Annotated in this window: 19 protein-coding genes and 1 tRNA gene; 11 read left to right on the top strand and 9 right to left on the bottom strand. The window is 72.0% G+C overall.

What is annotated here, in order from left to right; translation table 11 throughout:
* Window positions 1–112 precede the first annotated feature (112 nt).
* The 4 genes from ACIRQ9_RS27695 (at window position 113) to ACIRQ9_RS27680 (ending at window position 7150) form a co-directional block, all read left to right on the top strand.
* Complete coding sequence (locus ACIRQ9_RS27695; RefSeq protein WP_404179002.1) at window positions 113–1708, top strand: alpha/beta hydrolase; 1596 nt, start codon at window positions 113–115, stop codon at window positions 1706–1708.
* Window positions 1709–1815: 107 nt separating this feature from the next.
* A tRNA-Thr gene (locus ACIRQ9_RS27690) sits at window positions 1816–1892 on the top strand.
* Window positions 1893–2639: 747 nt separating this feature from the next.
* Window positions 2640–3533 carry a glycosyltransferase family 2 protein gene (locus ACIRQ9_RS27685; RefSeq protein WP_404178999.1) on the top strand — a complete coding sequence of 298 codons (894 nt, stop codon included), beginning with the start codon at window positions 2640–2642 and terminating at the stop codon, window positions 3531–3533.
* A 422-nt stretch (window positions 3534–3955) separates the two neighbouring features.
* Window positions 3956–7150 carry a BTAD domain-containing putative transcriptional regulator gene (locus tag ACIRQ9_RS27680; RefSeq protein WP_404178996.1) on the top strand — a complete coding sequence of 1065 codons (3195 nt, stop codon included), beginning with the start codon at window positions 3956–3958 and terminating at the stop codon, window positions 7148–7150.
* Here ACIRQ9_RS27680 and ACIRQ9_RS27675 read toward each other — a convergent pair whose 3' ends face one another.
* Window positions 7151–8839 (bottom strand): bifunctional 3'-5' exonuclease/DNA polymerase, encoded by a 1689-nt coding sequence (locus ACIRQ9_RS27675; protein WP_404178993.1) that lies wholly within the window; start codon window positions 8837–8839, stop codon window positions 7151–7153.
* 67 nt (window positions 8840–8906) lie between these two features.
* Entirely contained in the window at window positions 8907–9692 is a 786-nt protein-coding gene (locus ACIRQ9_RS27670; RefSeq protein WP_404178990.1) for a Clp protease N-terminal domain-containing protein, read from the bottom strand.
* Between the two features lie 167 nt (window positions 9693–9859).
* On the opposite strand from ACIRQ9_RS27670, the gene ACIRQ9_RS27665 reads away from it, so the two are divergent.
* Complete coding sequence (locus ACIRQ9_RS27665) at window positions 9860–10987, top strand: DUF2786 domain-containing protein (protein ID WP_404178987.1); 1128 nt, start codon at window positions 9860–9862, stop codon at window positions 10985–10987.
* A 29-nt stretch (window positions 10988–11016) separates the two neighbouring features.
* On the opposite strand, the gene ACIRQ9_RS27660 is transcribed toward ACIRQ9_RS27665, so the two are convergent.
* Window positions 11017–11532, bottom strand: coding sequence for a DUF4232 domain-containing protein (locus ACIRQ9_RS27660; RefSeq protein WP_404178984.1), 516 nt, complete (start codon window positions 11530–11532; stop codon window positions 11017–11019).
* 173 nt (window positions 11533–11705) lie between these two features.
* Complete coding sequence (locus tag ACIRQ9_RS27655) at window positions 11706–12197, bottom strand: hypothetical protein (protein ID WP_404178981.1); 492 nt, start codon at window positions 12195–12197, stop codon at window positions 11706–11708.
* 557 nt (window positions 12198–12754) lie between these two features.
* On the opposite strand from ACIRQ9_RS27655, the gene ACIRQ9_RS27650 reads away from it, so the two are divergent.
* A complete protein-coding gene (locus ACIRQ9_RS27650; RefSeq protein ID WP_404178978.1) occupies window positions 12755–13024 on the top strand; it encodes a DUF397 domain-containing protein in 270 nt (89 codons plus the stop codon).
* 101 nt (window positions 13025–13125) lie between these two features.
* Here the strand turns inward: ACIRQ9_RS27650 and ACIRQ9_RS27645 are convergent, their stop codons facing one another.
* Window positions 13126–13605, bottom strand: coding sequence for an ATP-binding protein (locus tag ACIRQ9_RS27645; RefSeq protein WP_404178975.1), 480 nt, complete (start codon window positions 13603–13605; stop codon window positions 13126–13128).
* Between the two features lie 354 nt (window positions 13606–13959).
* Between ACIRQ9_RS27645 and ACIRQ9_RS27640 the strand changes: the two genes are divergently transcribed.
* The 3 genes from ACIRQ9_RS27640 (at window position 13960) to ACIRQ9_RS27630 (ending at window position 17090) form a co-directional block, all read left to right on the top strand.
* Entirely contained in the window at window positions 13960–14784 is an 825-nt protein-coding gene (locus ACIRQ9_RS27640; protein WP_404179314.1) for a helix-turn-helix domain-containing protein, read from the top strand.
* A gap of 193 nt (window positions 14785–14977) precedes the next feature.
* Window positions 14978–16438, top strand: a complete 1461-nt coding sequence (locus tag ACIRQ9_RS27635) for an aldehyde dehydrogenase family protein (protein WP_404178972.1) — start codon at window positions 14978–14980, stop codon at window positions 16436–16438.
* 112 nt (window positions 16439–16550) lie between these two features.
* Window positions 16551–17090, top strand: coding sequence for a DinB family protein (locus tag ACIRQ9_RS27630; RefSeq protein WP_404178969.1), 540 nt, complete (start codon window positions 16551–16553; stop codon window positions 17088–17090).
* Here ACIRQ9_RS27630 and ACIRQ9_RS27625 read toward each other — a convergent pair.
* The gene (locus ACIRQ9_RS27625) at window positions 17087–18496 is read right to left on the bottom strand and encodes a glutamate decarboxylase (protein WP_404178966.1); all 1410 of its coding nucleotides are present in this window, start codon (window positions 18494–18496) and stop codon (window positions 17087–17089) included. The two genes, ACIRQ9_RS27630 and ACIRQ9_RS27625, sit on opposite strands and share 4 nt — an antisense overlap.
* Window positions 18497–18528: 32 nt before the next feature.
* Window positions 18529–19815, bottom strand: a complete 1287-nt coding sequence (locus tag ACIRQ9_RS27620; RefSeq protein WP_404178963.1) for an ion channel protein — start codon at window positions 19813–19815, stop codon at window positions 18529–18531.
* Between the two features lie 129 nt (window positions 19816–19944).
* Here ACIRQ9_RS27620 and ACIRQ9_RS27615 point away from each other — a divergent pair, with 129 nt between their 5' ends.
* Window positions 19945–20706: a MerR family transcriptional regulator gene (locus tag ACIRQ9_RS27615; RefSeq protein WP_404178961.1), complete on the top strand. Its 762-nt coding sequence runs from the start codon at window positions 19945–19947 to the stop codon at window positions 20704–20706.
* 19 nt (window positions 20707–20725) lie between these two features.
* On the opposite strand, the gene ACIRQ9_RS27610 is transcribed toward ACIRQ9_RS27615, so the two are convergent.
* Window positions 20726–21094 carry a YbjQ family protein gene (locus ACIRQ9_RS27610; RefSeq protein WP_404178958.1) on the bottom strand — a complete coding sequence of 123 codons (369 nt, stop codon included), beginning with the start codon at window positions 21092–21094 and terminating at the stop codon, window positions 20726–20728.
* Between the two features lie 155 nt (window positions 21095–21249).
* Between ACIRQ9_RS27610 and ACIRQ9_RS27605 the strand changes: the two genes are divergently transcribed.
* Entirely contained in the window at window positions 21250–22311 is a 1062-nt protein-coding gene (locus tag ACIRQ9_RS27605) for a DedA family protein (RefSeq protein WP_404179311.1), read from the top strand.
* A gap of 63 nt (window positions 22312–22374) precedes the next feature.
* Here the strand turns inward: ACIRQ9_RS27605 and ACIRQ9_RS27600 are convergent, their stop codons facing one another.
* Complete coding sequence (locus ACIRQ9_RS27600; protein WP_404178955.1) at window positions 22375–24024, bottom strand: threonine/serine exporter ThrE family protein; 1650 nt, start codon at window positions 24022–24024, stop codon at window positions 22375–22377.
* Window positions 24025–24274 lie beyond the last annotated feature (250 nt).

Raw genomic sequence — 24274 nt, 5'->3', positions numbered from 1 at the left:
GTGGATCCGGCGGTAGGACGAGAGGCGGTCGGCCGGTTGACCGGGGTCACCCGTACGAGCCACGGTCAACACGCAGCGCACGGAGATCATCTCTCGGCGTTACGCTCGATCGATGCACACCAGGCGAACCCTCCGCCGTACCCGGACCCGCACCAGCGCCCTGACCGCCGCGGCCCTGTTCTCGGCCGCCGCCCTGCTCGTCTCCGCGTGCTCCGGCCGCGACGGCGCGTCGGCATCGGCCTCGGCCGGCATCGCCCAGCTGGCCGCGCTGCCCCGCTCGACCCCGTCGGCACTGGCGTCGTACTACGACCAGAAGCTCAGCTGGCGCAGCTGCGGAGTACCCGGCTTCCAGTGCGCGACGATGAAGGCCCCGCTCGACTACGCGAATCCCGGCGCGGGTGACGTCCGGCTGGCGGTCGCCCGGAAGAACGCCACCGGCAAGGCCGAGCCGCTGGGTTCGCTGCTGGTCAACCCGGGCGGGCCGGGCGGCTCGGCGGTGGACTACCTCCAGCAGTACGCCGGCATCGGCTACCCCTCCGAGGTGCGGGCGCGCTACGACATGGTCGCGATGGACCCGCGCGGCGTCGCCCGCAGCGAGCCCGTCGAATGCCTCGACGGACGGCAGATGGACGCGTACACCGAGACCGACGTGACGCCCGACGACCAGAAGGAGACGGACCAACTGGTCGGCGAGTACAAGAAGTTCGCGGAGGCCTGCGGGGCGCGCTCGGCGAACCTGCTGCACCACGTCTCCACCGCCGACTCGGCACGCGACATGGACATCCTGCGGGCGGTGCTCGGGGACCCGAAGCTGAACTACGTGGGGGCGTCGTACGGCACCTTCCTCGGCGCGACCTACGCGGGGCTGTTCCCGGACCGGGTCGGGCGGATGGTCCTGGACGGCGCGATGGACCCGTCCCTGTCCGCGCGCCAGCTGAACCTGGAACAGACCGCCGGGTTCGAGACGGCCTTCCAGTCGTTCGCGAAGGACTGCGCGAAGCGCACGGACTGCCCGCTCGGCGCGAAGGGCAGCACCCCGACGCAGATCGCGGACAACCTCGGCACGTTCTTCCGCAAGCTCGACGCACACCCGCTCCCGACCGGCGACCCGGACGGCCGCAAGCTCACCGAGTCCCTCGGCACGACCGGGGTCATCGCGGCGATGTACGACCAGGCGGAGTGGGAGCGGCTGCGTGACGCGCTGCACAGTGCCACGAAGGAGAACGACGGCGCCGGCCTGCTCGCCCTCTCCGACAGCTACTACGAGCGGGACGCGGACGGCCGGTACTCGAACCTCATGTTCGCCAACGCGGCGGTGAACTGCCTGGACCTGTCCCCCGCCTTCACCGGTCCCGAGCAGGTGGAGAAGGCGCTCCCCGAGTTCGAGAAGGCCTCGCCGGTGTTCGGGGCCAACCTGGCGTGGGCCTCGCTGAACTGCGCGTACTGGCCGGTGCGGGCCACGGGGCAGCCGCACCGCATCGAGGCGAAGGGCGCCGCCCCGATCGTCGTGGTCGGCACCACCCGTGACCCGGCGACGCCGTACCCGTGGGCCCAGTCCCTGGCCCGCCAGCTCAGCTCGGCCCGGCTCCTCACCTACGTCGGCGACGGCCACACCGCGTACGGCCGGGGCAGTGCCTGCATCGACTCGGCGATCAACACCTACCTCCTCAAGGGCACCCCGCCGGCGAACGGAAAGCGCTGCTCATAGGCCCTGCGCACACCCCGGGAAGCCGGCTGCCGGGGCGTGTCCCGAGCACCCTCGGAAACTGTGTAGACTTACCGACGTCGCTGATCGCACCATAGTGCGGGCGACGCGCCGCCTTAGCTCAGATGGCCAGAGCAACGCACTCGTAATGCGTAGGTCTCGGGTTCGAATCCCGAAGGCGGCTCCACCGAAACCCCAGTCCGGACCTTCTCCGGCCTGGGGTTTTTGTCGTGGTGGGGTGTGTCCGTGGCGGGCCCGGGTGGAGTCGCCCGGTTCCGGGAGGCGTTCGGCGAAGCGGAGGCCGAGGTTCGCGTGGCGGAACTGGTGGGTGCTGCCGAACTGGATGATCAGGTTCAGGGTGTCCCTGCGTTCGTGGGCGAGGATCTCGTCCAGCGCGGCGGCGCCGGGCTGCGGGACGCCCTGCGGTGCCAGGACCGCGTAGGCCGCCGCGCAGGCCAGGCTGAGCGGCGCGACCGCGGTGGCCGGCCGGCGTTCCGGTTCGGTGGCGAGGAGGGCCGCGCGGGGGATCGGCATCAGCGACGACCGAGCCGGTTTCGGCGCTGTGGACCACCGTCCGCGTGACCGGCGCAGAGGTCTTCGGATGCTCCGTGCCCCCGTTCGCGGTACCCGTGCTGACAGGTGGTCATGTCCGGTACCGGGGTGGGTCGTGCGGCGGCGTCGCGTTCCGTCGCCCTGTCCCCTTCCCGGCGGGGGAGCGCGAATCCCTGGTTCCGGTGGGCGAATCGGGCGGCGCGGCGGGGCGTCGGGCGGGTGACCTTATGGCCGGCGAAAATGGCCGATCAAATCATCGTCAAAGCCGACACAAAGGGGGCTCATGCCCGGAGCTCCGTCGTATCTGGGGCAACATCCTGGTGAACGGTGAGTGACCCGCGGCCCGACGTGGGCACCGCCGCCGGCCGGATGAGGTGAGGGCATGGCGCAGCCGAGGCTCGCGGTGGCCGTGGTGACCATGGGGAACCGGCCCGACGAGGTCGACGCCCTGCTCAGGTCCGTCGCCAAGCAGGACCTCGTCCCGGACCGCATCGTGATCGTCGGCAACGGTTGCCGGCTCCCCGAGTTCGCCCGCCGCCTTGACCTGCCCGGCGAGGTGACGACCGTCGACCTCGACGACAACCTCGGCTGCCCGGGCGGCCGCAACGTCGCCCTCGCGCGGCTGCGCGCCTTCGGCGACGTGGACGTCGTGGTGGAACTGGACGACGACGGGGTGCTCGTCGACGTCGAGGTGTTCCGGCAGGTCAGGGATCTGTTCGCGGCCGATCCCCGCCTCGGCATCGTCGGCTTCCGGATCGCGGACGAACGGGGCGAGACCCAGCAGCGGCACGTGCCGCGCGTCGGCAACGCCGACCCGATGCGCGGGGGCTACGTCACCGGGTTCCTCGGCGGCGGGCACGCCCTGCGCATGGCCATGCTCGCGGAGACCGGCGACTGGCCCGCCGAGTTCTTCTTCGCGCACGAGGAGACCGACCTGGCGTGGCGGGCCGCCGACGCGGGCTGGAGGATCCTCTACGCGCCCGAGCTGCTGCTCCAGCATCCGCGGACGTCGCCGGCCCGGCACGCCGTCTACTTCCGGGTGACCGCCCGCAACCGGGTCTGGCTGACCCGCCGCCGTCTGCCGCTGCCGCTCATCCCGGTGCACCTGGCCGTGTGGACGCTGATCACCGTCCTGCGGACCCGCTCGACGCGCGGGCTGCGGGCCTGGTTCGGAGGTTTCGTCGAGGGGCTGCGCGAGCCTGCCGGTGAACGCAGACCGATGCGCTGGCGCACGGTATGGCGGCTCACCCGGCTGGGCCGCCCACCCGTCATCTGACGTCGGCGGCCCCGGTCGAAACGGGACGAGGGTCCCGGTCGTTCACCTCCGCCGACCGGGACCCTCTCGCGTCCCCGGATCCAGGCCTGCGGCGACACTCCCCCGAGTTGCGCGTGGTACACGCGCGCCGTCGGGCCCGATCCGATACGAAGATCACATCAGGGCTCACCAACGAATCGCTAACATATGGCCAGCGGTTCGCCCGGAGGTCGCCGACCGGTTGGCGTGAAGCCTTCGTACGACTCCGCGAACAGGCCGGACATCCTGCGGATTCCGGTCCCGGCGGCACGGAGAAGGTGGCGGGAACTCGCCCTCGACGGGGGTGAATTCCGCCAGGAGCCAGGTCAGGCGCCAGATAGCGGCGGGCATCCCCGCCGTGCGGCGCGGTCGGCACGACCGTACGGGAAGGGGATGGCGGAGTGATGCGGCGGTACGAGCTGCGGTTCGGACTGCTGGGCGCTCCGGTGCTGTACGTCCCGGGCGGCGACGTCCGGCCCATCGGCAGCCCCAAGGTGCGCGCGCTGCTCGCCGCACTGCTCCTGGAGGCGGGACGGATCGTCTCCGTCGACTCGCTCAAGGACGCGCTGTGGGCCGGGGCGCCTCCGGTGTCCGCCCAGGCCTCGCTGCACAACCACGTCACCCGGCTGCGCCGCCTGCTCGACGATCCGGAGCGGCTGCGCGCGGTGCCGCCCGGGTACCTGCTGCGGGTCGACGGCGGTGAGCTGGACGTCGAGGTGTTCGACCGGCGGGTGGCGCAGGCGCGCGCGGCCCATGGGCGCCGTGAATGGGTGCCGGTGCTGAGCGCCTGCGCCGACGCGCTCGCCCTGTGGCGCGGCAGCCCGCTCTGCGGCCTCCCCGCCGGCTTCGGCGGGCACGCCTTCGTGCAGCGCCTGGAGGAGGCCAGACTCCTCCTCCTCGAGTGGCGCTACGACGCCGAACTCGCCCTCGGCGGGCCGCGGCTGGGCGGCGTCGTGCCGGAACTGTCGGCGCTGGTCGCGGAGCACCCGCTGCGCGAGACCTACCACCGTCAGCTGATGCTCGCCCTGCACCGCACCGGCCGCCAGGCCGAGGCCCTCGCGGTCCACCGCGACCTGCGCCACCGCCTGATCGAGGAACTCGGCGTCGAGCCCGGGGCCGCGGTGCGCGAGGCCCATGTGCAGGTGCTGCGGGAGAGCGCCGGGACGGCGCAGAGCGGGGCGGAGCAGGGCGCGACCGGCGAGGGCGCGCCGGGCGTACGGGCGCGGGACGCGGCGGTGACCGGCGAGGACGTGGTCGCGAGCGGGTCGTGGCCGGGGCCGGGCACGCGGCTCTCCGAGCCCGCCGTCGGTCCGTCCGGTCAGCCCCGGCCGAGGAGCGGGAGCGAGGGTGGGGGCGCCGGCAAGGAGAAGGACGTGGGTGGCGTGGCAGGGCCGGACCCGGACGGCGAAGAGGAATCGTCCGCCGGGCCGGGTTCGTCGGCCGCCGCCTCCGGGTCCCCCCGGCCCGCCCAACTCCCGCCGCCCCCGGTCCACTTCATCGGGCGCGCCGCCGTCGGCGAAGCGCTGGGAGACGCCCTCCTCACCGTGGGCGCCCCGGCCGTCGCCGTCGTCAGCGGTATGGCCGGGGTCGGCAAGAGCGCGCTCGCGCTGCATGTGGCCCATCGCCTGAGGGAACGTTTCCCCGACGGTCAGCTCTACGTCAGCCTGCACGGCGCCACCCCGGGCGTCCCCCCGCTCACCCCCGCCCAGGCTCTCGCCGCGCTGCTGCGCGACCTCGGCGCCGACCCCCGGCACATCCCCGACCACCCGGACGCGGCCGCCGCGTTGCTGCGCTCCCTGCTGGCGCCGACCCGCACGCTGTTGCTGTTCGACGACGCCGCGCACGCCGCCCAGGTGCGGCCGCTGCTCCCCGCAGGCCCCGGCTGCGCGGTGATCGTCACCAGCCGTTCGCCGCTCACCGCCCTGGACGGTGCCCACCGGTTCCCGCTCGCGCCGCTGACCGTCGAGGACAGCGCGGCCCTGCTCCGCTCGGTCAGCGGGCGGGCGGAGATCGACGCCGGTCACCCGCTCGTCGGCCTGACCGGCCGGCTGCCGCTGGCCCTGCGGGTGGTCGCCGCCCGGCTGGCCGCGCGCCGCGCCCTCACCCCCGACGCGCTCGCCGGTCAGCTCACCGCCACCGAGGGCAGGCTGCGGCATCTCGAGTACGACGACCTGAGCGTCCGGCGGTCCCTCGCCGTCGCCCACGACGCGCTCGCCGCCTCCGCCCGGGTCTCCGACCGCGACGCCGCCCTCGCCCTGCGCCATGTCGGGGCCCTCGACCTGCCCGCCTACGGTGCCCCGTTGGTCGCCCGCCTCACCGGTCTCGACGACCGCCGGGCCGAGGCCGCCCTGGACCGGCTGGTCGAGGTGGCCCTCCTGGAGGAGACCGCCTACGGCCGCTACACCCCGCACGACCTGGTACGGGACTTCGCCCGGGAGCTGGCCGAGGGGAGTGACGGCACCGAGGCCGCACTCACCGCGCTGCGCTGGTACGCCGCCGTCGCCGAACTGGCCCTCGTCGCCATCGTCGAACCCGGCCTGGACCAGGACGACCGCCGCCGGCCCACCGACGCCCAGCCCGCCGAGCACCAGCCGTACGCGGCCGCCCTGGAGCCCTTCACCTGCGCCGAGCACGCCTTCGCCTGGGGCGATCTGGAGCTGGAGAACATCGTCGCCCTGGTGGAGCGGCACGCCGGTACCGCCGATCCACGGATCAGCGCCTACCTCTCCACGCTGGTCCGGCTGCTCTTCCCGTACGTCCTGCGCGGCGGCCGGGTCGCCGAGACGGAGGTGCTCGGCACGGCCGCGCTGGCGGCCGCCCGGCGCCTGGGTGACGAACCCGCCGAGGCCTACGCCCTGGGCGACCTCGCCGGGCTGCACTTCCTGGCCGGCCGCCAGCGGGAGGCCCTGGCCCTGACCGACCAGGCCCTCGCCATCTGGCGGCGGCTGGACGTGGCCTCCTGGATCCGGCGCTGCCTGAACAACCGGGGGCTGCTGCTGGAAGGGCTCGGACGGTACGACGAGTCGGGCGAGGCGCTGCTGCAGAGCCTGGCCTACTCCCGGCAGCTCGACGACCCCTACGGCGAGGCCGTCACCCACAGCCACCTCGGCAACCTCTACGAGCACACCGATCCCCGGGGCGCCATCGAGCAGCACCGTCGGTCGCTGGCGATCGGCGACGCCATCGGCGCCGTCATCGTGCAGCACTCGGCGCGCTGCAACATCGGCTACGCCCACCTCACGCTCGGTGAACCGGCCGCCGCCGCCGTGCACTTCGAGGACAGCCTGCGCATCCTCGGCCACCACGGCGACTGGCACGGCGAGTCCCAGACCCGGCTCGGGCTGGTCCGTGCCCTGCGCGGCATCGGTCACACCGATCGCGCGCACCGCGAATGCACCGAACTCCTGGAGCGCGCCGACGCCCGTGCCGACCGCTACAGCGGCGGTCTCGCCCGCCACCAGCTCGGTCTGATCCTGAGCGAGCAGGACCGCACCGGCGAGGCGCACGACGTCTGGCGCGCCGCCCTCACCGCCCTGGACGGCACCGACGAGCCCGGCGTCCTCCAGGAGCTGCGCCGGCTGCTCGCGGCCGACGACTGATCACTTCGCGTCGGCATAGCACTCCACCACCGCCGTCGTGAACGGGAAACGGACCGGTGTGTCGCCGAACGTCAGCCGTCCCGCCAGGTCGGCGGCCTCCCGGATCGCCGCCACGACCACGTCGGTCTCCTCCTCGGGGCAGTGCACGATCACCTCGTCGTGCTGGAAGAAGACCAGCTCGGCGGCGAGGCCCGCGCAGCTGCGGCGCAGCGCCGCGAGCATCAGCAGAGCCCAGTCGGCGGCGCTGCCCTGGACGACGAAGTTCCGTGCGAAGCGGCCCCTGGCACGGGAGTTGGTGGACGCGTAGCCCGGCACCCAGCCGTCGGCCGTCTGCTCCTCCGCGTCCTGCTGGGGCATGCCCGCCTCCTCCGCGCCGTCGCCCGCACCGGCCGCCGGCGGACAGGTCCGGCCGAGCCAGGTCCGCACCAGCCGGCCCTCCTCACCGGCCCGCGCCGCGTCGTCGACGAAGGCCACCGCCTTGGGGAACCGGCGTCTGAGCGCGGCCAGGTTCTTCAGGCCGTCGCCGGAGGTCTGGCCGTAGACCGCGCCGAGGACCGCGATCTTGGCCTGTCCGCGGTCGCCGGCGAAGGCGCGGTCGGAGACGGCCTGGTAGAGGTCGGTCTCGCGGCCCGCGACCTCCATCAGCCCGGGGTCGCGGGAGATCGCCGCGAGCACCCGCGGCTCCATCTGGTCGGCGTCGGCGACGACCAGCCGCCAGCCCGGGTCGGCGACCGCGGCCCGCCGGATCACCTTGGGGATCTGCAGCGCGCCCCCGCCGTTGGTCACCCAGCGCCCGGTGACCGTGCCGCCCGCCTGGAACTCGGGACGGAACCGGCCCTCGCGCACCCAGTCCTGGAGCCAGGTCCAGCCGTGCGCCACCCAGATCCGGTACAGCTTCTTGTACGCGAGGAGCGGCTGCACCGCCGGGTGGTCGATGCCGGAGAGCTCCCAGCGGCGGGTGGACTTCACCTTGATCCCGGCCTGGGCGAAGGCCTTGACGACGTCGGCGGGCAGGTCCGGGCGGACCCGTCGGCCGAACGCGGCCGACACCTCGTCCGCCAGCTCGGCCAGCCGGCGGGGTTCGCCGCCGCCCGCGTACCGCTCGCCGAGCAGTTCGCGGAGCACCTCGCGGTGGACCTCGGCGCTCCAGGGCAGGCCGGCCCGGTTCATCTCGGCGGCGATCAGCATGCCCGCCGACTCCGCGGCCGTCAGCAGGCGCATCCGGTCCGGGCGCTCGGTGCGGTCGTGCCGGCGCTGCTGCTCGGCGTAGACGGCGAGGAGTTCGTCGAGCGTCAGGCGGGCGCTGCCCTGCGGCTCGAACAGCGGGGACTGCGCGCCCGGTTCCGCGGAGCGGTTCGGCGGATCGGGCGGCACGGGGCCGCCGCGGAGGCGGGCCAGGGCGGCAGCGGCCGAGTGCGGCTCACCGGACCGTCCCTCGTGGCCCAGCAGCAGGGTCTCGGCGTCCTCGATGTCGTAGCACCGTTCCACTCGCACCCCCGTGGCGAGCAGACGCGGGTAGACCTCGGCGGTGGACCGCCACACCCAGCGCGTGACCTCCGGGCGCCCCCTGACCGCCCCGGCGAGATCGGGCTCCCGCCGCACCGGCCCGGCGGGCAGCCCGTCCGGGCCGAGGGGGGCGAGGTCGACGCCACCGTCCTCGGCCGGTGCGAGAGCCCACCGGTCGGTCATGCGGCGAGTCTGTCACCCGGCACTGACAACGCCTGTGACCTGCGTCTTCGATGCCGGTGTGAGTCTCTCAGCCGGCGTTGCCGGCCGCGTCCTCGTCCGCCTTCGCCGCGTTGGCCGCCTCCGCGACCGCTTCGCGCTGGCCGGTCCACAGGCTCAGGACCTTGGCGACGTACTCCTCGGTCGCGGGCTTGGTGACGCCGAGGCCGCTGAGGACGCCCGCGCCGTTCTCGTGCTCCAGGAGGGCCAGCAGCAGGTGTTCGGTGCCGATGTAGTTGTGGCCGAGGCGCAGGGCCTCGCGGAAGGTGAGTTCGAGGGCCTTCTTGGCCTCCGGGCCGTAGGGGACGAGGTCCGGGACGTCGTCGGCGGCCGGCGGGAGGGCGGCCGTCGCCGCCTGGCGCACGGTGTCGAGCGGGACGCCCTGCGCGACGATCGCCTTGGCCGCGATGCCGTCCGGCTCGGCCAGCAGGCCGAGGACCAGGTGCTCGGGGCGGCCCTCGGCGTTGCGTGCCGCGAGGGCTTCGTTGTGGGCCGCCATGACCACGTTCTTCGCCCGCTGGGTGTAGCGGCTGAAGCCCTGGTTCGGGTCGAGGTCGGCCGACTCCTTGGGCACGAAGCGCTTCTGGGCCGCCTGCCGGGTCACGCCCATGCTCTTGCCGATCTCGGTCCAGGACGCGCCCGAGCGCCGGGCCTGGTCGACGAAGTGGCCGATCAGGTGGTCGGCCACGTCGCCCAGGTGATCGGCGGCGATCACCGCGTCCTGGAGCTGGTCGAGGGGTTCGGGGTGCACCGTCTTGATCGCCGCGATGAGGTCGTCGAGGCGTACGGATGCCGTGATGTTCGGGTTGGTCGCCATGTGTCAACCGTAAGTTGACAGGCGAAGGGTGTCAACCTTCGGTTGACAGCTGTCCGGTCCGCGGAGGAAGGCTCCTCGACCCGCCCGGAAGGCGATGCCCCGGACAGTTGTCCACAGGGTGTGGACGGCCATCGCCCGCCGTCCGCGGCGCATGGCACGATCGGGGTGTGAGCAGCAGTGGACCCAGCACCGTCGACCGAGCCTTCCAGGCCGCCCTGTACGACGGCACCGACTCAGGCCTCGACACGGGAGCGTCCCTCCTCGCGGCCGATTCCGGCGCGGACGCGGAACTGGCGGGCCGGGGCCGGGAGTTCGTCGCGGCGGCCTGGCGGCGCGGCTGGCAGCCCGCCGACGTCGTACGGCTGGTGCGGCGCGAGCTGGAGGACCCGCACGTTCTCCTCGTCGCCGGGCTGATCCGGGCGCAGCGGGCGGACGACGGGCCGCGCGGGCCCCGCTGGCGATCGCAGCTGGAGGCGCTGCCGGACGGCCGGGCGCGCGCGGGCGACCGGTTCTCGCACGCGACCGCCGTCCTGGAGCTGTACCGGCTGCTGCTGCGGCTGCCCTCCCTGGAGCCGCTGGACGAGCGGGGACCCCGCGCGGGCGCGCGGCCGGAGTCCCGCATGCTCACCCGCATCCGCGCGCTGCTCGCCAAGGCCGAGGCGACCGGCTATCCCGAGGAGGCGGAGGCGCTCAGCGCCAAGGCGCAGGAGCTGATGGCCCGGCACAGCGTCGACGAGGCCCTGCTCGCCGCGGCGGCGCCCGCCCCGGACGCGCCCGGCGCCTGCCGGATCGGCGTCGAGCCGCCCTACGAGCAGGCCAAGGCGGTGCTCCTGGACGCGGTCGCCACCGCCAACCACTGCCGCGCGGTGTGGAACGAGCCGCTGGCCTTCTCCACGGTCGTCGGTTTCGAGGCCGATCTGGAGGCGGTCGAACTGCTCTACACCTCGCTGCTGGTCCAGGCCACGCACGCCATGACGAAGGCGGAGGCGGCGCAGCGGGCGGGCGGACGAAAGCGCACCAAGACCTTCCGTCAGTCGTTCCTGGCGGCCTACGCGCACCGGGTCGGCGACCGGCTGGCGGCCGCCGCGCGGACGGCCGTCACCGGGACGCGGGAGTCCGAGGACCTGCTTCCGGTCCTGGCCACCAGGGAACTGGCCGTGACCGACCGCATGGAGCGGATGTTCCCGGAGACGACCACGACCCGGCTGCGCGGGGTGACCGACGAGGCGGGCTGGACGGAGGGCACCAGAGCGGCGGACCGGGCCCAGGTCCACTCCCGCTCGCCCCTGCCCTAGGTGTATTGCCCTGGCCCTTCCGCCCGGACTCAGTCGCCCGCCTGCTGGAACGCCCCGACCGTCGCGTCCGGCTTGTCCGCGGAACCCTTGCCCGCGACCGTGCCGTACTTCCACGGGAAGTCCTTCGTCGCGTCGTCGCCCGGCAGGGACACCGTCATCGAGGTCGCCGCGACGCCCGTCGTGTCGCCGTCCTTGCCCCGCACGTAGGTCACCGAGAAGGTCGCGGAGTCGCCCTTGGCGAGCTTCAGCTTCTCGGGCTTCGCGCCCGGCAGGGCGGAGACCGCCGCCGACGTGCCGCCCGCCTTCAGCGTGACGCCGGGGAAGCCGTCCAGCGTGCAGGGCGCGCTCTGGTTCGTGAGGCTGACCGGCACCTCGCCGGTGTCGCCCGCGGCCGGCGCGACGCTCGCGGAGCCGATCTCCACGGAGACGTTGTCGATCCGGCAGGCCGAGCTGTTCTTGCCGCTGGTGCCGCCGTTGCCGTCGCCGCAGGCGGTCAGGGCGAGGGCGGCGGCGAGGGCCGTGACGGTGAGCGGAATGGCGCGCATGAGCAGATCCCCATCGAGGTGGTGGCGGTGTCCCTGCATCATCACGCCCCGGCCGGGGTGCCGCGCGCCCGCCCCCGTCCCCGCCCGGACGGCGGCATGCGCGCATCGGCCGTCGCACGCCGGTGAAAATACGACTCAGCCGCCGGGAGTGCCCTTTCTTGCCCCGGTATCTCCTACTGGCTGAGGCTCGCCGTCGGCAGTCCGGACGGCAACTTGCCGCCTTCGGCCCGGGTGTAGGTCTCCTCGCCGGCTTTTCCGGACCAGGTGACCTTCATGCTGCTCTTGCTGACCGAGTCGACCATTCCGGTGACCCGGTCCTTGCCGCCGCCGGTACAGGTGAGCCGGATCATCCGCATCCCGGACTCCTCGCCCGCGGATCCGCTGCACACGGATCCGCCGGTCTCGAAGAGCCCGGCCTGCTTGCCGGTGACCACGAGGGCGACGATCTTGCCGCTGCTGGTGGTGATCCAACTGCCCTGCAGGGCGTCGGACCGCGCCCCGGTCCCGTCCGTGCCGGAGGAGGCGGTCGCGGCCGCGGACGACGTGCCCGAAGAGGTGGCGGAGGAGCCGCCGCCGGAGTCACCGCCGCCGCCGCACGCGGCCAGCGTGAGCGCACCGGCCAGCACCGTCGCGGCGGCGGCCACGATCCGCGCGGCCGGACGCACGGCAGGCCGTGCGTCCGCGCGTGTCGTCCCGGCGTGCGTCGTAGCCGTACTCGCCGTCGTAGCCGTACTCGCCGTAGTCGTGGTCACCGCAGCGCTCCCGAGCTCTAGGGGTCGGCCGCCCGGACGCCCGGACGACAGCCGCAAGCTACCAGGACCGGCCCGGAGGACTCGCGGACGCCGGGTGGGCGTCTCCTGTGAGGCCGCCCTCCGGCGTTTCACGGGCGCGACGCTCACCGGACCATCACACGGACCGTGGAACAGGAGAGCCTTCGTGCGCGTCTCTTCCTAGTACACGCGGGGTCCGATCCGGTCGGCCCGGCACCGACGAGCACGCGCACGATCATGGACGGGGCCGGGGACCGCATGTCCGGGCAGGTCCGGGGCAGGCGCCGGGACAGCTGGGGTAAAGCGGTCGTCAAAGCTGTAACCACGGGAACACCCCCCGTGCACGTGCATCTGCTCATGCATTTGCACGTGAACAGGGTTATGATCCGGGTCTGTTGACCACTGCATCAATGGCCACATCAGCCAGTTAGTGCACCACCGGGGAGCGACCTGTGGACCTCGACGTTGACGGCGTGTACGAGGGGTTTGACGTGTACAACGGCATGGCTGCGACGCAGCTGGACGGAGTGGCCTGGCAGAAGAGCAGGCACAGCAACTCGCAGGGTTCCTGCGTCGAGTTCGCGCGGCTGCCGGGCGGCGACGTGGCGGTCCGCAACTCGCGCTTCCCGGACGGGCCGGCGCTCGTCTACACGCGCGCGGAGATCGAGGCGATGCTCCTCGGCGTGAAGGACGGCGAGTTCGACCACCTGATCGCGGGCTGAGGCCGGACGCACCGTGAGGAAACCCGCACGCCGGCCACGAGGTGCGGGACGATATCGCGCGGACGCGCGTAGAAACCCGGCGTCGTCCGACGCCGGGTTCCCTATTCGGCGGACCGGAGCCGGAACAGCGCCCAGACCACCTTGCCACTGAGGGTGCCGGCGAGCGGGTGCCAGCCCCAGCTGTCGCTGAAGGAGTCGACCAGGAACAGTCCGCGTCCCGACTCCGCGGAGAAGTCGCCGGAGTCCCCGGGCGCCGGGGTGTCGTGGCTCGGGTCGCGCACCGCGCACACCAGGCGCTCGGTCCACCGCATCAGGTGCAGCCGTACGGCGGGGGCCCGCGACGCGGTGGGGCGGTCGGGCTCACCGGGCACCGCGTGCCGCAGGGCGTTGGTGACGAGTTCCGAGACGACCAGGCAGATGTCGTCGAAGCGCTCGCCGACGTCCCACTGGTCGAGGGTCTTCCGGGTGAACGACCTGGCCTCGCGCACCGCTTCGTAGCGGGCCGGGAGGGCACAGGAGGCGGCGTCGGACACGGCCGCGGGATCAAGCGGCGGAAGGCCCTGCCGTAATGGCTTGAGCATGGTCGATCCATTCGTCCCCATGCGAGGCACTCCCGGGAATTCGCGGTCGTTGCGATGCAGCGGTGGCGCGGGACCATGGTTTCGGATGCGCACAGCAGATGCAAGGGCAGATGCACGTGCACGAGACCGAATTGGACCCTCCCGTACCGCTTGTTGGCCATTTTTTCCGCCAACTTGCAGCTGTTGGCTCACTACCTGCTTGCAACTTCCTGCGCTTAAACTTTGGCCGCTTTCCGTTTCCGTAACCGGGCGAGTACTGCTCGGAGTGTTTTAGTGGCAGACTGCGGGCCCAGAAGACGGTTGGGGAGGCTGGCGAACGTGAGCGCGGGAGAGCCCGGATCGGTGGTGCGGCGAATGCTGCTCGGCTCGCAACTCAGGCGGCTGCGCGAGGCCCGCGGCATCACCCGCGAGGCCGCGGGGTACTCGATCCGTGCCTCCGAATCCAAGATCAGCCGCATGGAACTCGGTCGGGTGAGCTTCAAGACCAGGGACGTGGAAGACCTGTTGACGCTGTACGGCATCACCGACGAGGTCGAGCGCGAGCAGCTCGTCTCCCTCGCCAGGGAGGCCAACGTGGCGGGCTGGTGGCACAGCTACTCGGACGTCCTGCCGAGCTGGTTCCCCACCTACGTCGGGCTGGAGGGCGCGGCGCATCTGATCCGCGCGTACGAGGTCCAGTTCGTGCACGGCCTGCTGCAGACCGAGGAGTACGCGCGCGCGGTGGTGCGCCGCGGCATGAAAGGTGCAGGCGAGGCCGACGTCGAACGCCGGGTCACCCTGCGCATGGAGCGGCAGAAGTACCTGGTGGCCGAAAACGCTCCCGACTTCCACATCGTCCTCGACGAGGCGGCCCTGCGTCGGCCCTACGGCGGCCGCGAGGTGATGCGCGGTCAGCTCCAGCACCTCGTCGAGATCTCCGAGCGGTCCAACGTACGGCTGCAGATCATGCCGTTCAGCTTCGGCGGCCACTCCGGCGAGGGCGGCTCCTTCACGATCCTGAGCTTCCCGGAGTCCGACCTGTCCGACGTGGTCTACCTGGAGCAGCTCACCAGCGCCCTCTATCTCGACAAGCGCGAGGACGTCGCCCAGTACGAGCTGGCACTCAAGGAGCTCCAGCAGGACAGCCCCGGACCGGACGAGAGCCGGGACCTGCTGCGCGGACTGCTCCAGCTGTCCTAGGGGCGGGGCCGTACCGGCCGTCCTGGATGCGTCTCCGCACGTGGGGATTACCCTCGACACGGTCGGGAGATCACCGAACTGGTGTCCCAACTGCCCTGTCACGCAAGTACGATGACGTGTGATCAGACCGTGATGTGGATGCGGGTCGGGTGGCCGCATCGACTGCCGACGCAGCAGGGGATCGAGGGATCACATGTCGTCCTACTTCACCGACCTGGCCCAGCAGTACATCGACGGTGAGTGGCGTCCGGGGACCGGGTCCTGGGACATCATCGACTTCAACCCGTACGACGGCGAGAAGCTGGCGTCGATCACCATAGCCGCGGTCGACGAGGTGGACGAGGCCTACCGGGCCGCCGAGCGCGCCCAGAAGCAGTGGGCCGCCACCAATCCCTACGCCCGCCGCGCCGTGTTCGAGAAGGCCCTGCGCCTGGTCGAGGAGCGCGAGGCCGAGATCACCGAGGCGATCATCGCCGAGCTGGGCGGCACGCATCTGAAGGCCGGCTTCGAACTGCACCTGGCCAAGGAGTTCCTGCGCGAGTCGATCCAGTGGTCGCTGCGTCCCGAGGGCCGGATCCTGCCCTCCCCGGTGGACGGCAAGGAGAACCGCGTCTACCGCGTGCCGGTCGGCGTCGTCGGCGTGATCAGCCCCTTCAACTTCCCCTTCCTGCTGTCGATCAAGTCGGTCGCGCCGGCCCTCGCCCTCGGCAACGCCGTGGTCCTCAAGCCGCACCAGAACACCCCGATCGTCGGCGGCACCCTGGTGGCGAAGCTCTTCGAGGACGCGGGCCTGCCGGGCGGCCTGCTCAACGTCGTCGTCACCGACATCGCCGAGATCGGCGACGCCTTCATCGAGCACCCGGTCCCGAAGGTCATCTCCTTCACCGGCTCCGACAAGGTCGGCCGGCACGTGGCCACCGTCTGCGCCTCGCTCTTCAAGCGCTCGGTGCTCGAACTGGGCGGCAACAGCGCCATCGTGGTCCTCGACGACGCGGACGTCGACTACGCGGTCGACGCGGCCGTCTTCAGCCGGTACGTCCACCAGGGCCAGGTCTGCATGGCCGCCAACCGCGTGCTCGTCGACCGCTCGATCGCCGACGAGTTCACGGAGAAGTTCGTCGCCAAGGTCAGGACCCTCAGGGCCGGCGACCCGCAGGACCCGCGGACCGTCATCGGCCCGCTGATCAACTCCCAGCAGGCGGAGTCGGTTTCGGCCACGGTCGAGCAGGCCGTCACCGAGGGCGCGACGGCCCTGGTGCACGGGAGGACCACCGGCAACCTGGTGGAGCCCTCCGTTCTCACCGACGTCCCGGCCGGCTCCGAGCTGCTGCGGCAGGAGGTGTTCGGCCCGGTCGCCTTCCTCATCCCGTTCGACGGCGAGGAGGAGGCCGTACGCATCGTCAACGACACCCCGTACGGCCTCAGCGGCGCCGTGCACACCGGGGACGTCGAGCGGGGCGTGGCCTTCGCCCAGCAGATCGACGCGGGCATGTTCCACGTCAACGACGGCACCGTGCACGACGAGCCGGTCGTGCCCTTCGGCGGCGAGAAGCACTCCGGCCTCGGCCGCCTGAACGGCGAGAGCACCGTGGACGCCTTCACCACCCAGAAGTGGATCTCGGTCCAGCACGGCCGGAGCGGCTTCCCCTTCTAGCCGCGTCCCGATCGGTTCGGCCACCACGGGCCCTTTAGGACGCGATCTGTCCTAGAGGGCCCGTAGCTTCGTCGGTGTCAGGGCAACAGGACCCGAGGAAAGGCGGCCGGTCATGGTCACTCACGTTCCCGCGGAAGCACAGGGCGACGAGCGCGGAGCACTGCTCTCCTTCATCGAGGAGCAGCGGGGCGGCATCCGCCGGGCCCTGCTCGGCCTCACCGACGAGCAGGCGGCGAGCAGGCCGAGCGCGAGCGAGCTGTCGCTGGCGGGCCTGCTCAAGCACTGCGCGGAGGTCGAGCAGAGCTGGATCGCCCGCGCCAGGCAGGAGCCGCCGGCGATCCAGCGCGACCAGTCCAACTGGCACGAGACCTTCCAGCTGGTCGGCGACGAGACGCTGGCCTCGCAGCTCGCCCACTGGGAGCAGGTCGCGGCCGAGACGGAGAAGTTCATCCGCTCCGTCCCCAGCCTCGACGACACCTTCCCGCTCCCGTCCCAGCCCTGGTTCCCGCCGGAGGGCCGGGTCTCCATGCGCTGGGTCTGCCTCCACCTGATCCGCGAGACCGCCCGGCACGCGGGTCACGCCGACATCATCCGGGAGTCCCTGGACGGGAAGACGGCCTTCGAACTCGTCGCCCTGGAGCAGGGCTCCTAGTGGTGGAAACCGGTGGCCGCGCCCTTGTCGTGGGTCAGCGGATGCGGCTGCCGGCGCAGTTCGGGCAGCAGCCGGGACAGGTCCTCGACGAACAGGTCCGCCAGGTCCTTCGAGAACCCGTTGCGGCACACCACGCGCAGCACGGACAGGTCCTCCCGGTTCTTCGGGAAGGTGTACGCGGGCACCAGCCAGCCGCCTTCGCGCAGACGCCGGGAGACGTCGAAGACGTCGTACGACGTCACGTGGTCGGCGGTGGTGAAGGCGAACACGGGCAGCTGGTCGCCCCGGGTGAGCAGCCGGAAGTCGCCGAGATCCTCGATGCGCTGCGCGAGCCCGGTGGCCACGTCCCGCGAGGCCTGCTGCACCGCGCGGTAGCCGTCCCGGCCGAGCCGCAGGAACGTGTAGTACTGCGCGACCACCTGGGCGCCGGGGCGGGAGAAGTTCAGGGCGAAGGTGGGCATGTCGCCGCCCAGGTAGTTGACCCGGAAGACCAGTTCCTCCGGCAGCGCCTCCCTGTCGCGCCACAGCGCCCAGCCGACACCCGGGTAGACCAGGCCGTACTTGTGCCCGGAGGTGTTGATCGACGCCACGCGCGGCAGCCGGAAGTCCCACACCAGGTCCTGGTCGAGGAAGGGCGCGATCATTGCGCCCGAGGCCCCGTCGACGTGCACCGGGACGTCGAGGCCGGTGCGCTCCTGGAGGGCGTCCAGGGCCGCGCAGAGATCGGCGATCGGCTCGTACGAACCGTCGAAGGTGGAGCCGAGGATGCCGACGACCCCGATGGTGTTCTCGTCGCACAGGTCGGCGGCGGCCTGCGGGTCCAGGTGGTAGCGGTCGCCCTCCATGGGCACGAACCGGGGCTCCACCTCCCAGAAGTTGCAGAACTTCTCCCAGCAGACCTGCACGTTGATGCCCATGACCAGGTTCGGCCGGGCGGTGGCCGGATAGCGGTCCGGGTTGCGCTGCGCCCAGCGCCGCTTCATCGCCAGCCCGGCCAGCATGCAGGCCTCGCTGGAGCCGGTCGTCGAACACCCGATCGTGCCGGTCGGGTCCGGCGCGTTCCACAGGTCGGCGAGCATCGCCACGCAGCGCCGCTCCAGCTCGGCGGTGCGCGGGTACTCGTCCTTGTCGATCATGTTCTTGTCGTCGCACTCCGCCATCAGGACGCCGGCCTGCGGCTCCATCCAGGTGGTGACGAACGTGGCCAGATTCAGCCGGGCGTTGCCGTCCAGCATCAGCTCGTCGTGCACCAACTGGTACGCGGTCGAGGGCGGCAGCGGACCGGCCGGCAGCCGGTGCGTGGGCGGGGCCTCGTCCATGCCGGCGACCGGGTTCGCCTCGCCGAAGAACGGGTTGACGGACATGGGGCGCTCGTGGTGCTTCCCGGATCCTTTGTGGAGCGGCATGTCAGGTGCCTCCTAAAGCGAGTTCACAGGGTTCAGCGCAGGGCCGTGCCGTCCGCCCGCAACTGCATCTTCGGGCGGCCGGTCACCAGCAGCCAGGCGGGCAGCGAGGCGATGCACAGCAGGGTGATGATCGATGGCGAGGCCACGAGGACGGCTGCCGTGAACAGGCTCACCCAGCCCTGCCTGGTGATCGCCAACAGCATGCCCAGTACACCTGCCGCCACGCCCACCGAGGGCTGAACCGCGGGGACCAGGGCGTGGGCGCACAGCCCGAGGGCCGCGCCGACGAAGACCGAAGGGAAGATCCGGCCACCGCGAAAACCGCAGGCGGCGGCCACCACCAGCGCGGCCAGCTTGACGACCGTCATCACCGCGTACTGCCCCCCCGACCAGCCCTCGGGGTCCTTCGCCAGTTCCGCGACCTCGTCCAGTCCCTTGAAGAGCGTCAGATGGCCGCCCAGCGCCCCCAGCAGGCCGAGGACGAGGCCGCCGGCCGGCAGCGCCAGCATGGGGTGCCCGAGGCGCCGGAAGACCCCGTGGACGTACGGGAAGGCGCACACGGCCAGCAGGCCGAGCAGCGCGGCGGCCGGGGCCAGCACGAGGGCCGACAGCAGATCGGGCCAGCGCAGCCTGCCGATCGCGGGCAGCCCGAGGTCCAGGGTGGGACGGGCCACCAGGGCGGTCGTCATCGCGCCCGCGCCCGCGGCCGTCAGTGGCCCGAAGAGGTTGTCCCACAGCGCGCCCTTGAGCGGCTTGCCGGCCAGTGCCTCGGAGATCACCAGGGCCGCCGCCACCGGCGTGCCGAACAGGGCGCCGAGCGTCGCCGCGTCGGCCAGCGCGGGCCACAGCGAGCCCGGCAGCCGGGGCATCGCCAGCCGCCCCAGCCACAGCGCGAGGCCGACGTTGACGGCGATGATCGGGTTCTCCGGCCCGAGGCTCGGCCCGCCCGCCAGCATCAGCACGGTGGCCAGCAGCAGTCCCGGCAGGGCGGCGGGCGGCAGCGCCACCGCCTCCAGGCCCAGGCTCGCCGGATCGGGCCCCGCGTGGCCGGGGACCTTCCAGACCACCAGGCCGACCGCGACACCGGTGGCGGTCAGCATCACCAGCGTCCACACCACCGAGTACCGGCCGATGCCCAGCGCGTCCGGCAGGTTGTTCCAGAGCACGTGCTGCAGCCGCTCCGCCAGCGAACTGACGATCAGGAAGAGCAGGCTGCTGCCGACTCCGACGACGAGGGACGGCACGATCAGCGGCAGCAGGGCGCGCGCGGGGGTCGAGGGCGGAGTGGGGAGCGCCTGCCGCGCGGTGTCCTGGGCCACGGGCCCACCATAAGCGGGCAAAACCGGCACAACATCCTGGCGTGAGCCGCCACCCGGAGCCGTGGGACGCCATGGACTTGCACCTCACGCGACGTGAGGACCCAAGGTGGGGCACGGAAAGGAGCGGAAGTGGACTACTCCGTCGGACAGGTCGCCCGATTCGCCGGCGTCACCGTGCGCACCCTGCACCACTACGACGAGATCGGCTTGCTGGTCCCGGGCGAGCGCAGCCAGGCCGGGCACCGGCGCTACGGCGACGCCGACCTCGACCGGCTGCAGCGGATCCTGTTCTACCGGGAACTCGGCTTTCCGCTGGAGGAGGTCGCGGCGCTGCTCGACGATCCCGGCGCGGACCCGCGCGCGCACCTGCGCCGCCGGCACGAACTGCTGACCGCCCGCATCGAGAAGCTGCAGAAGATGGCCGCGGCCGTCGAACACGCCATGGAGGCACGCAGGATGGGCATCGATCTCACCCCCGAGGAGCGCTTCGAGGTCTTCGGCGACGACGACCCCGAGCAGTACGCCGAGGAGGCCGAACAGCGCTGGGGCGGTACCGGGGCCTACGCCGAGTCGCAGCGCCGGGCCGCCCGCTACACCAAGGCCGACTGGCAGCGCATGAAGGCCGAGTCCGACGACTGGGGCGTGCGTTACGCCGCCCTGGTGAACGAGGCCGAGCCGCCCACCGGCGCCCGTGCCATGGACCTGGCCGAGGAGCACCGGCGGCACCTCTCGGACTGGTTCTACGACTGCCCGTACGAGATGCACCGCGGTCTCGCCGCGATGTACGTCTCCGACCAGCGTTTCACGGACTTCTACGAGGCGCTGGCCCCGGGGACGGCCGCACACCTGAAGTCGGCGATCGACGCGAACGCGGCACGGCACACGCCGTGACCCGCGCCCGTGGGCCGGGCTAGTCGATCCGGTCGACGACGACCGCGGTGCCGTACGCGCACACCTCGGTGCCCACGTCCGCCGCCTCGGTCACGTCGAACCGGAAGGCCAGCACGGCGTTGGCGCCCCGCGCGCGTGCCTGCTCCACCAGCCGCTCCATGGCCTGGGTGCGGGTCTGGACGAGCGTCTTGGTCAGCCCCTTCAGCTCGCCGCCGATCATCGACTTCAGGCCCGCGCCGATCTGACTGCCCAGGTGCCGGGAGCGCACGGTCAGGCCGAAGACCTCGCCCATGACCTCCCGCACCCGGTACCCGGGCAGATCGTTCGTCGTGACCACCAGCACATCGGGCCGGGGTCCCTGTCCGCCGCCGTATTCTTCGATTCCCATGTCCACAGCCATTCCCTGGGGTGGGCACAGCGCATCCAGGTCCCCCCGTGGAACCTGGAGCCGACACCTTGCGTTGATAGCTTTGTGCGGCCGCACAAGGAACTCGTAGTGCCCTCACCCCACAGGAGCCCGGAACCGTGACGACCGGAACCGCGATGACGCTCGCTCTCGGCCCGAGCTGGCTGGATCCGAACAGCCTTCTCGACTCGTTCGGCATCTGGGGCCTGCTCCTGGTGGTCTTCGCCGAGTCCGGCCTGCTGATCGGCTTCTTCCTGCCGGGTGACTCCCTCCTGTTCACCTGCGGCCTGCTGATCACCTCCAGCCAGCTCGACTTCCCGCTGTGGGGCGCCATCGCGCTGATCTGCGTCGCCGCGGTCCTCGGCGACCAGGCGGGCTACATGTTCGGCAAGAAGGTCGGTCCCTCGCTCTTCAACCGGCCGAACTCCCGCCTCTTCAAGCAGGAGAACGTCGCCAAGGCGCACGAGTTCTTCGAGAAGCACGGCCCGAAGTCCCTGATCCTGGCCCGCTTCGTCCCCGTGATCCGCACGTTCACGCCGATCATCGCGGGCGTCAGCGGCATGGCCTACCGCTCGTTCGTGGTCTTCAACGTCGTCGGCGGTGTCCTGTGGGGTGCCGGTGTGACCCTGCTCGGCTCCTGGCTCGGCAATATCGACGTCGTCAAGAACAACATCGAGGCGATCCTGATCCTGATCGTCCTCGTCTCGGTGGTCCCGATCGCCATCGAGTTCCTGCGGGCCCGCTCCAAGAGCAAGAAGGAAGCGCCGGCCGAGCAGCAGCAGCCGCTCCAGCAGCACTCCGCCCCGCCGGTGATGGACGACGCGACGACTCAGCTCCGCAGGGTCGAGCCGGCCTACACCCCGCAGCAGCCCCAGCGGCAGTACGGCCAGCAGCCCCAGCAGCCCCAGCAGCAGCCCCAGCAGCCCCGGCAGTACGGGCAGCAGCAGCCGCAGCAGCAGTACGGCCGGCAGCAGCCCTACTACGACCAGAACGGCTACGACCAGAACGGCTACGACCAGAGCGGTTACGACCAGAACGGCTATGGCCGGGACGGTTACGGCCGGAGCGGTCATGAGCAGAGCGGCTACGGCCAGAACGGGCACGGCCAGGACGGCTACGGCCAGGACGGTTACGACCAGAGCGGCGGTCACGGTCGGCCGCGCAACCCGTACAACGAGGACCAGTACCGGACTCCGTGAGCGGGTCCGGGGGGCCTTTCGGGGCTGCGGGGGAACCTCGCCCCGGCGGGCCCCGGCAGCCGCTCAGAACCCGCGCGTCCGCTTCGCTGCGCGCCGCTTCCGGGCGGAGCCCACGCGCAGCCCGAGCCGTGAGATCTCCGACCCCAGGTTGACCCCGATGGCGATGGCCATGGCGAGCGAGGCCGCCTTGGCCAGCGACACCAGTCCCTTGTCGACGTCGTTCTGCGCCATCGACAGCAGCCCGAAGTACGTCGCCGAGCCCGGCAGCAGGGGCCCGATCGCCGCGGTCGTGTACGGCAGGGCGGAGGCGAACCGGTACCGGGACAGCAGCTGCCCGAACAGCCCCACCAGCCCGGCCGCCGCGGCCGTCGAGGCGACCGGCGAGATCTCCCCGGCGTAGTGCATCGCGCCGTACACGCACCAGGCCACGCCGCCGTTGAGGGTCACGGCCAGCACGGTGGACCGTTCCTGTTGGAGCAGGACGGCGAAGGTCAGCGACAGCACCATGGACGCGGCGATCTGCAGCAGCGGTCGCGCGGAGCCGATCAGGGCCGCGTCGGGGTTGAGGCGGCCGCCCAGCTTCACGCCGAAGTACAGGACCGTCAGCACGCCGATGACGATGCCGACGAAGAAGTACATGACCTCCAGCAGCCGTGCGGCGGCGGTGATGTAGAAGCCGGTGAGCCCGTCCTGGACGCCCGCGACCAGGGCCCGTCCGGGCAGCAGCGCGAACAGTCCTCCGGTGACGACGGCGGACGCCTTCACGTCGACGTGGGCGAGCGCGAAGGCGACCCCGATCGCGGCCGGCGGCATCGCGGCGATCATGAACTGGTAGAACTCCGGCAGCCCCCGCCCCGCGCACAGCCAGGCCAGCCGGTCGCCGAGCATCGCGCCGATCGCCGCCGCCACGAACACCAGGAAGTCACCGCCGACGAGCACCGAGGCGGCTCCGGCGAGCAGCCCGCTCGCGCCGGTCAGCGCCCAGCCGGGGTAGGGGTGCCGGTTGCGCCGGATCTCCGCGAGCCGCCGGTATGCCTCCTCGAGGGAGACATGGGCCTCGGGGTCGGTGAGGTCGTCCACGAGCCGGAAGACGGCGGCCAGACGCGTGTAGTCGGTCCCCCGCCGCCGCACCGTACGGGACGCCGTCACCGGGTCGTCGACCAGGGACGGCTGGTAGGAGATCGCCAGCAGCGTGAAGGTGACACCGGGCTCGCAGCGGTCCAGGCCGTAGGACCGGCAGACCGCGAACATCGCGGCCTCCACGTCCTCCGCGCCCTCGCCGCCGGCCAGCAGCAGTTCACCGATACGCAGGGTCAGGTCGAGCACGCGGGGGACGGCGGGCCCGTCGTCCTCGGTCTTCTGCACCGTTTCCGGAGCCGGGCGCTCGGTCACCGGCATGCGCAGCATCGTGCGCATGCGGTCCTGCCAGGGCGCGTCCTTGACGAGGCTGACCGCGGGGAATCCGGAGGCGGGCGTGAACGCGGTGTCGTGGGAGCTGAAGGTGCGCGGCACGCTGAACGCCGAGCCCTCCGGCTCACCGGCCGCCGGCTGCGGTGTAGCCAGCCCCTTCGGGACCACGAACTCGGACGTGGTCTCGGGCTCGACGCCGGCCTCGGGGACCGCGATGCCCGCCGGAAGGGCGAACTCGGACGTGATCTCCGGGTCGTACCGCGCCTCGTCCGACCGGGGCTTGCGGTCCTCCTCCTCCGTCACCGTCGTAACGCTCCCTGAACGACAACCTCACGTACGCCTCGTACGCCTCAGTATGCGCATGACCATTCAGCGGCCACAAAAACCCGCGCCGCCGGTCGGCGGACGTCCGGCGGCGCGGGAAGCGCGCACGGAGAACGGGCCGCACGCACGCGTGCGGCCCCGTCTACCTGCGCGGGAACGGCCGTTAACCCCCAGCGACGGGTAGCGCGTGTTAGAACCCCCGCTCAAGAACACCGCGGCGGGGCGGCCC

Origin of the sequence: Streptomyces sp. NPDC101237 (genome assembly GCF_044767465.1) — a bacterium.
GTDB classification, from domain to species: Bacteria; Actinomycetota; Actinomycetes; order Streptomycetales; family Streptomycetaceae; genus Streptomyces; species Streptomyces gramineus.
This window is presented reverse-complemented; position numbering and strand designations above follow the sequence as displayed.

Bases quoted from the DNA above. Each gene is read 5' to 3' on its own strand.
- ACIRQ9_RS27695 (WP_404179002.1), top strand. From the start codon at position 113: ATGCACACCAGGCGAACCCTCCGCCGTACCCGGACCCGCACCAGCGCC.
- ACIRQ9_RS27685 (WP_404178999.1), top strand. From the start codon at position 2,640: ATGGCGCAGCCGAGGCTCGCGGTGGCCGTGGTGACCATGGGGAACCGG.
- ACIRQ9_RS27680 (WP_404178996.1), top strand. From the start codon at position 3,956: ATGCGGCGGTACGAGCTGCGGTTCGGACTGCTGGGCGCTCCGGTGCTG.
- ACIRQ9_RS27675 (WP_404178993.1), bottom strand. From the start codon at position 8,839: ATGACCGACCGGTGGGCTCTCGCACCGGCCGAGGACGGTGGCGTCGAC.
- ACIRQ9_RS27670 (WP_404178990.1), bottom strand. From the start codon at position 9,692: ATGGCGACCAACCCGAACATCACGGCATCCGTACGCCTCGACGACCTC.
- ACIRQ9_RS27660 (WP_404178984.1), bottom strand. From the start codon at position 11,532: ATGCGCGCCATTCCGCTCACCGTCACGGCCCTCGCCGCCGCCCTCGCC.
- ACIRQ9_RS27645 (WP_404178975.1), bottom strand. From the start codon at position 13,605: ATGCTCAAGCCATTACGGCAGGGCCTTCCGCCGCTTGATCCCGCGGCC.
- ACIRQ9_RS27640 (WP_404179314.1), top strand. From the start codon at position 13,960: ATGCTGCTCGGCTCGCAACTCAGGCGGCTGCGCGAGGCCCGCGGCATC.
- ACIRQ9_RS27635 (WP_404178972.1), top strand. From the start codon at position 14,978: ATGTCGTCCTACTTCACCGACCTGGCCCAGCAGTACATCGACGGTGAG.
- ACIRQ9_RS27630 (WP_404178969.1), top strand. From the start codon at position 16,551: ATGGTCACTCACGTTCCCGCGGAAGCACAGGGCGACGAGCGCGGAGCA.
- ACIRQ9_RS27625 (WP_404178966.1), bottom strand. From the start codon at position 18,496: ATGCCGCTCCACAAAGGATCCGGGAAGCACCACGAGCGCCCCATGTCC.
- ACIRQ9_RS27610 (WP_404178958.1), bottom strand. From the start codon at position 21,094: ATGGGAATCGAAGAATACGGCGGCGGACAGGGACCCCGGCCCGATGTG.
- ACIRQ9_RS27605 (WP_404179311.1), top strand. From the start codon at position 21,250: ATGACGCTCGCTCTCGGCCCGAGCTGGCTGGATCCGAACAGCCTTCTC.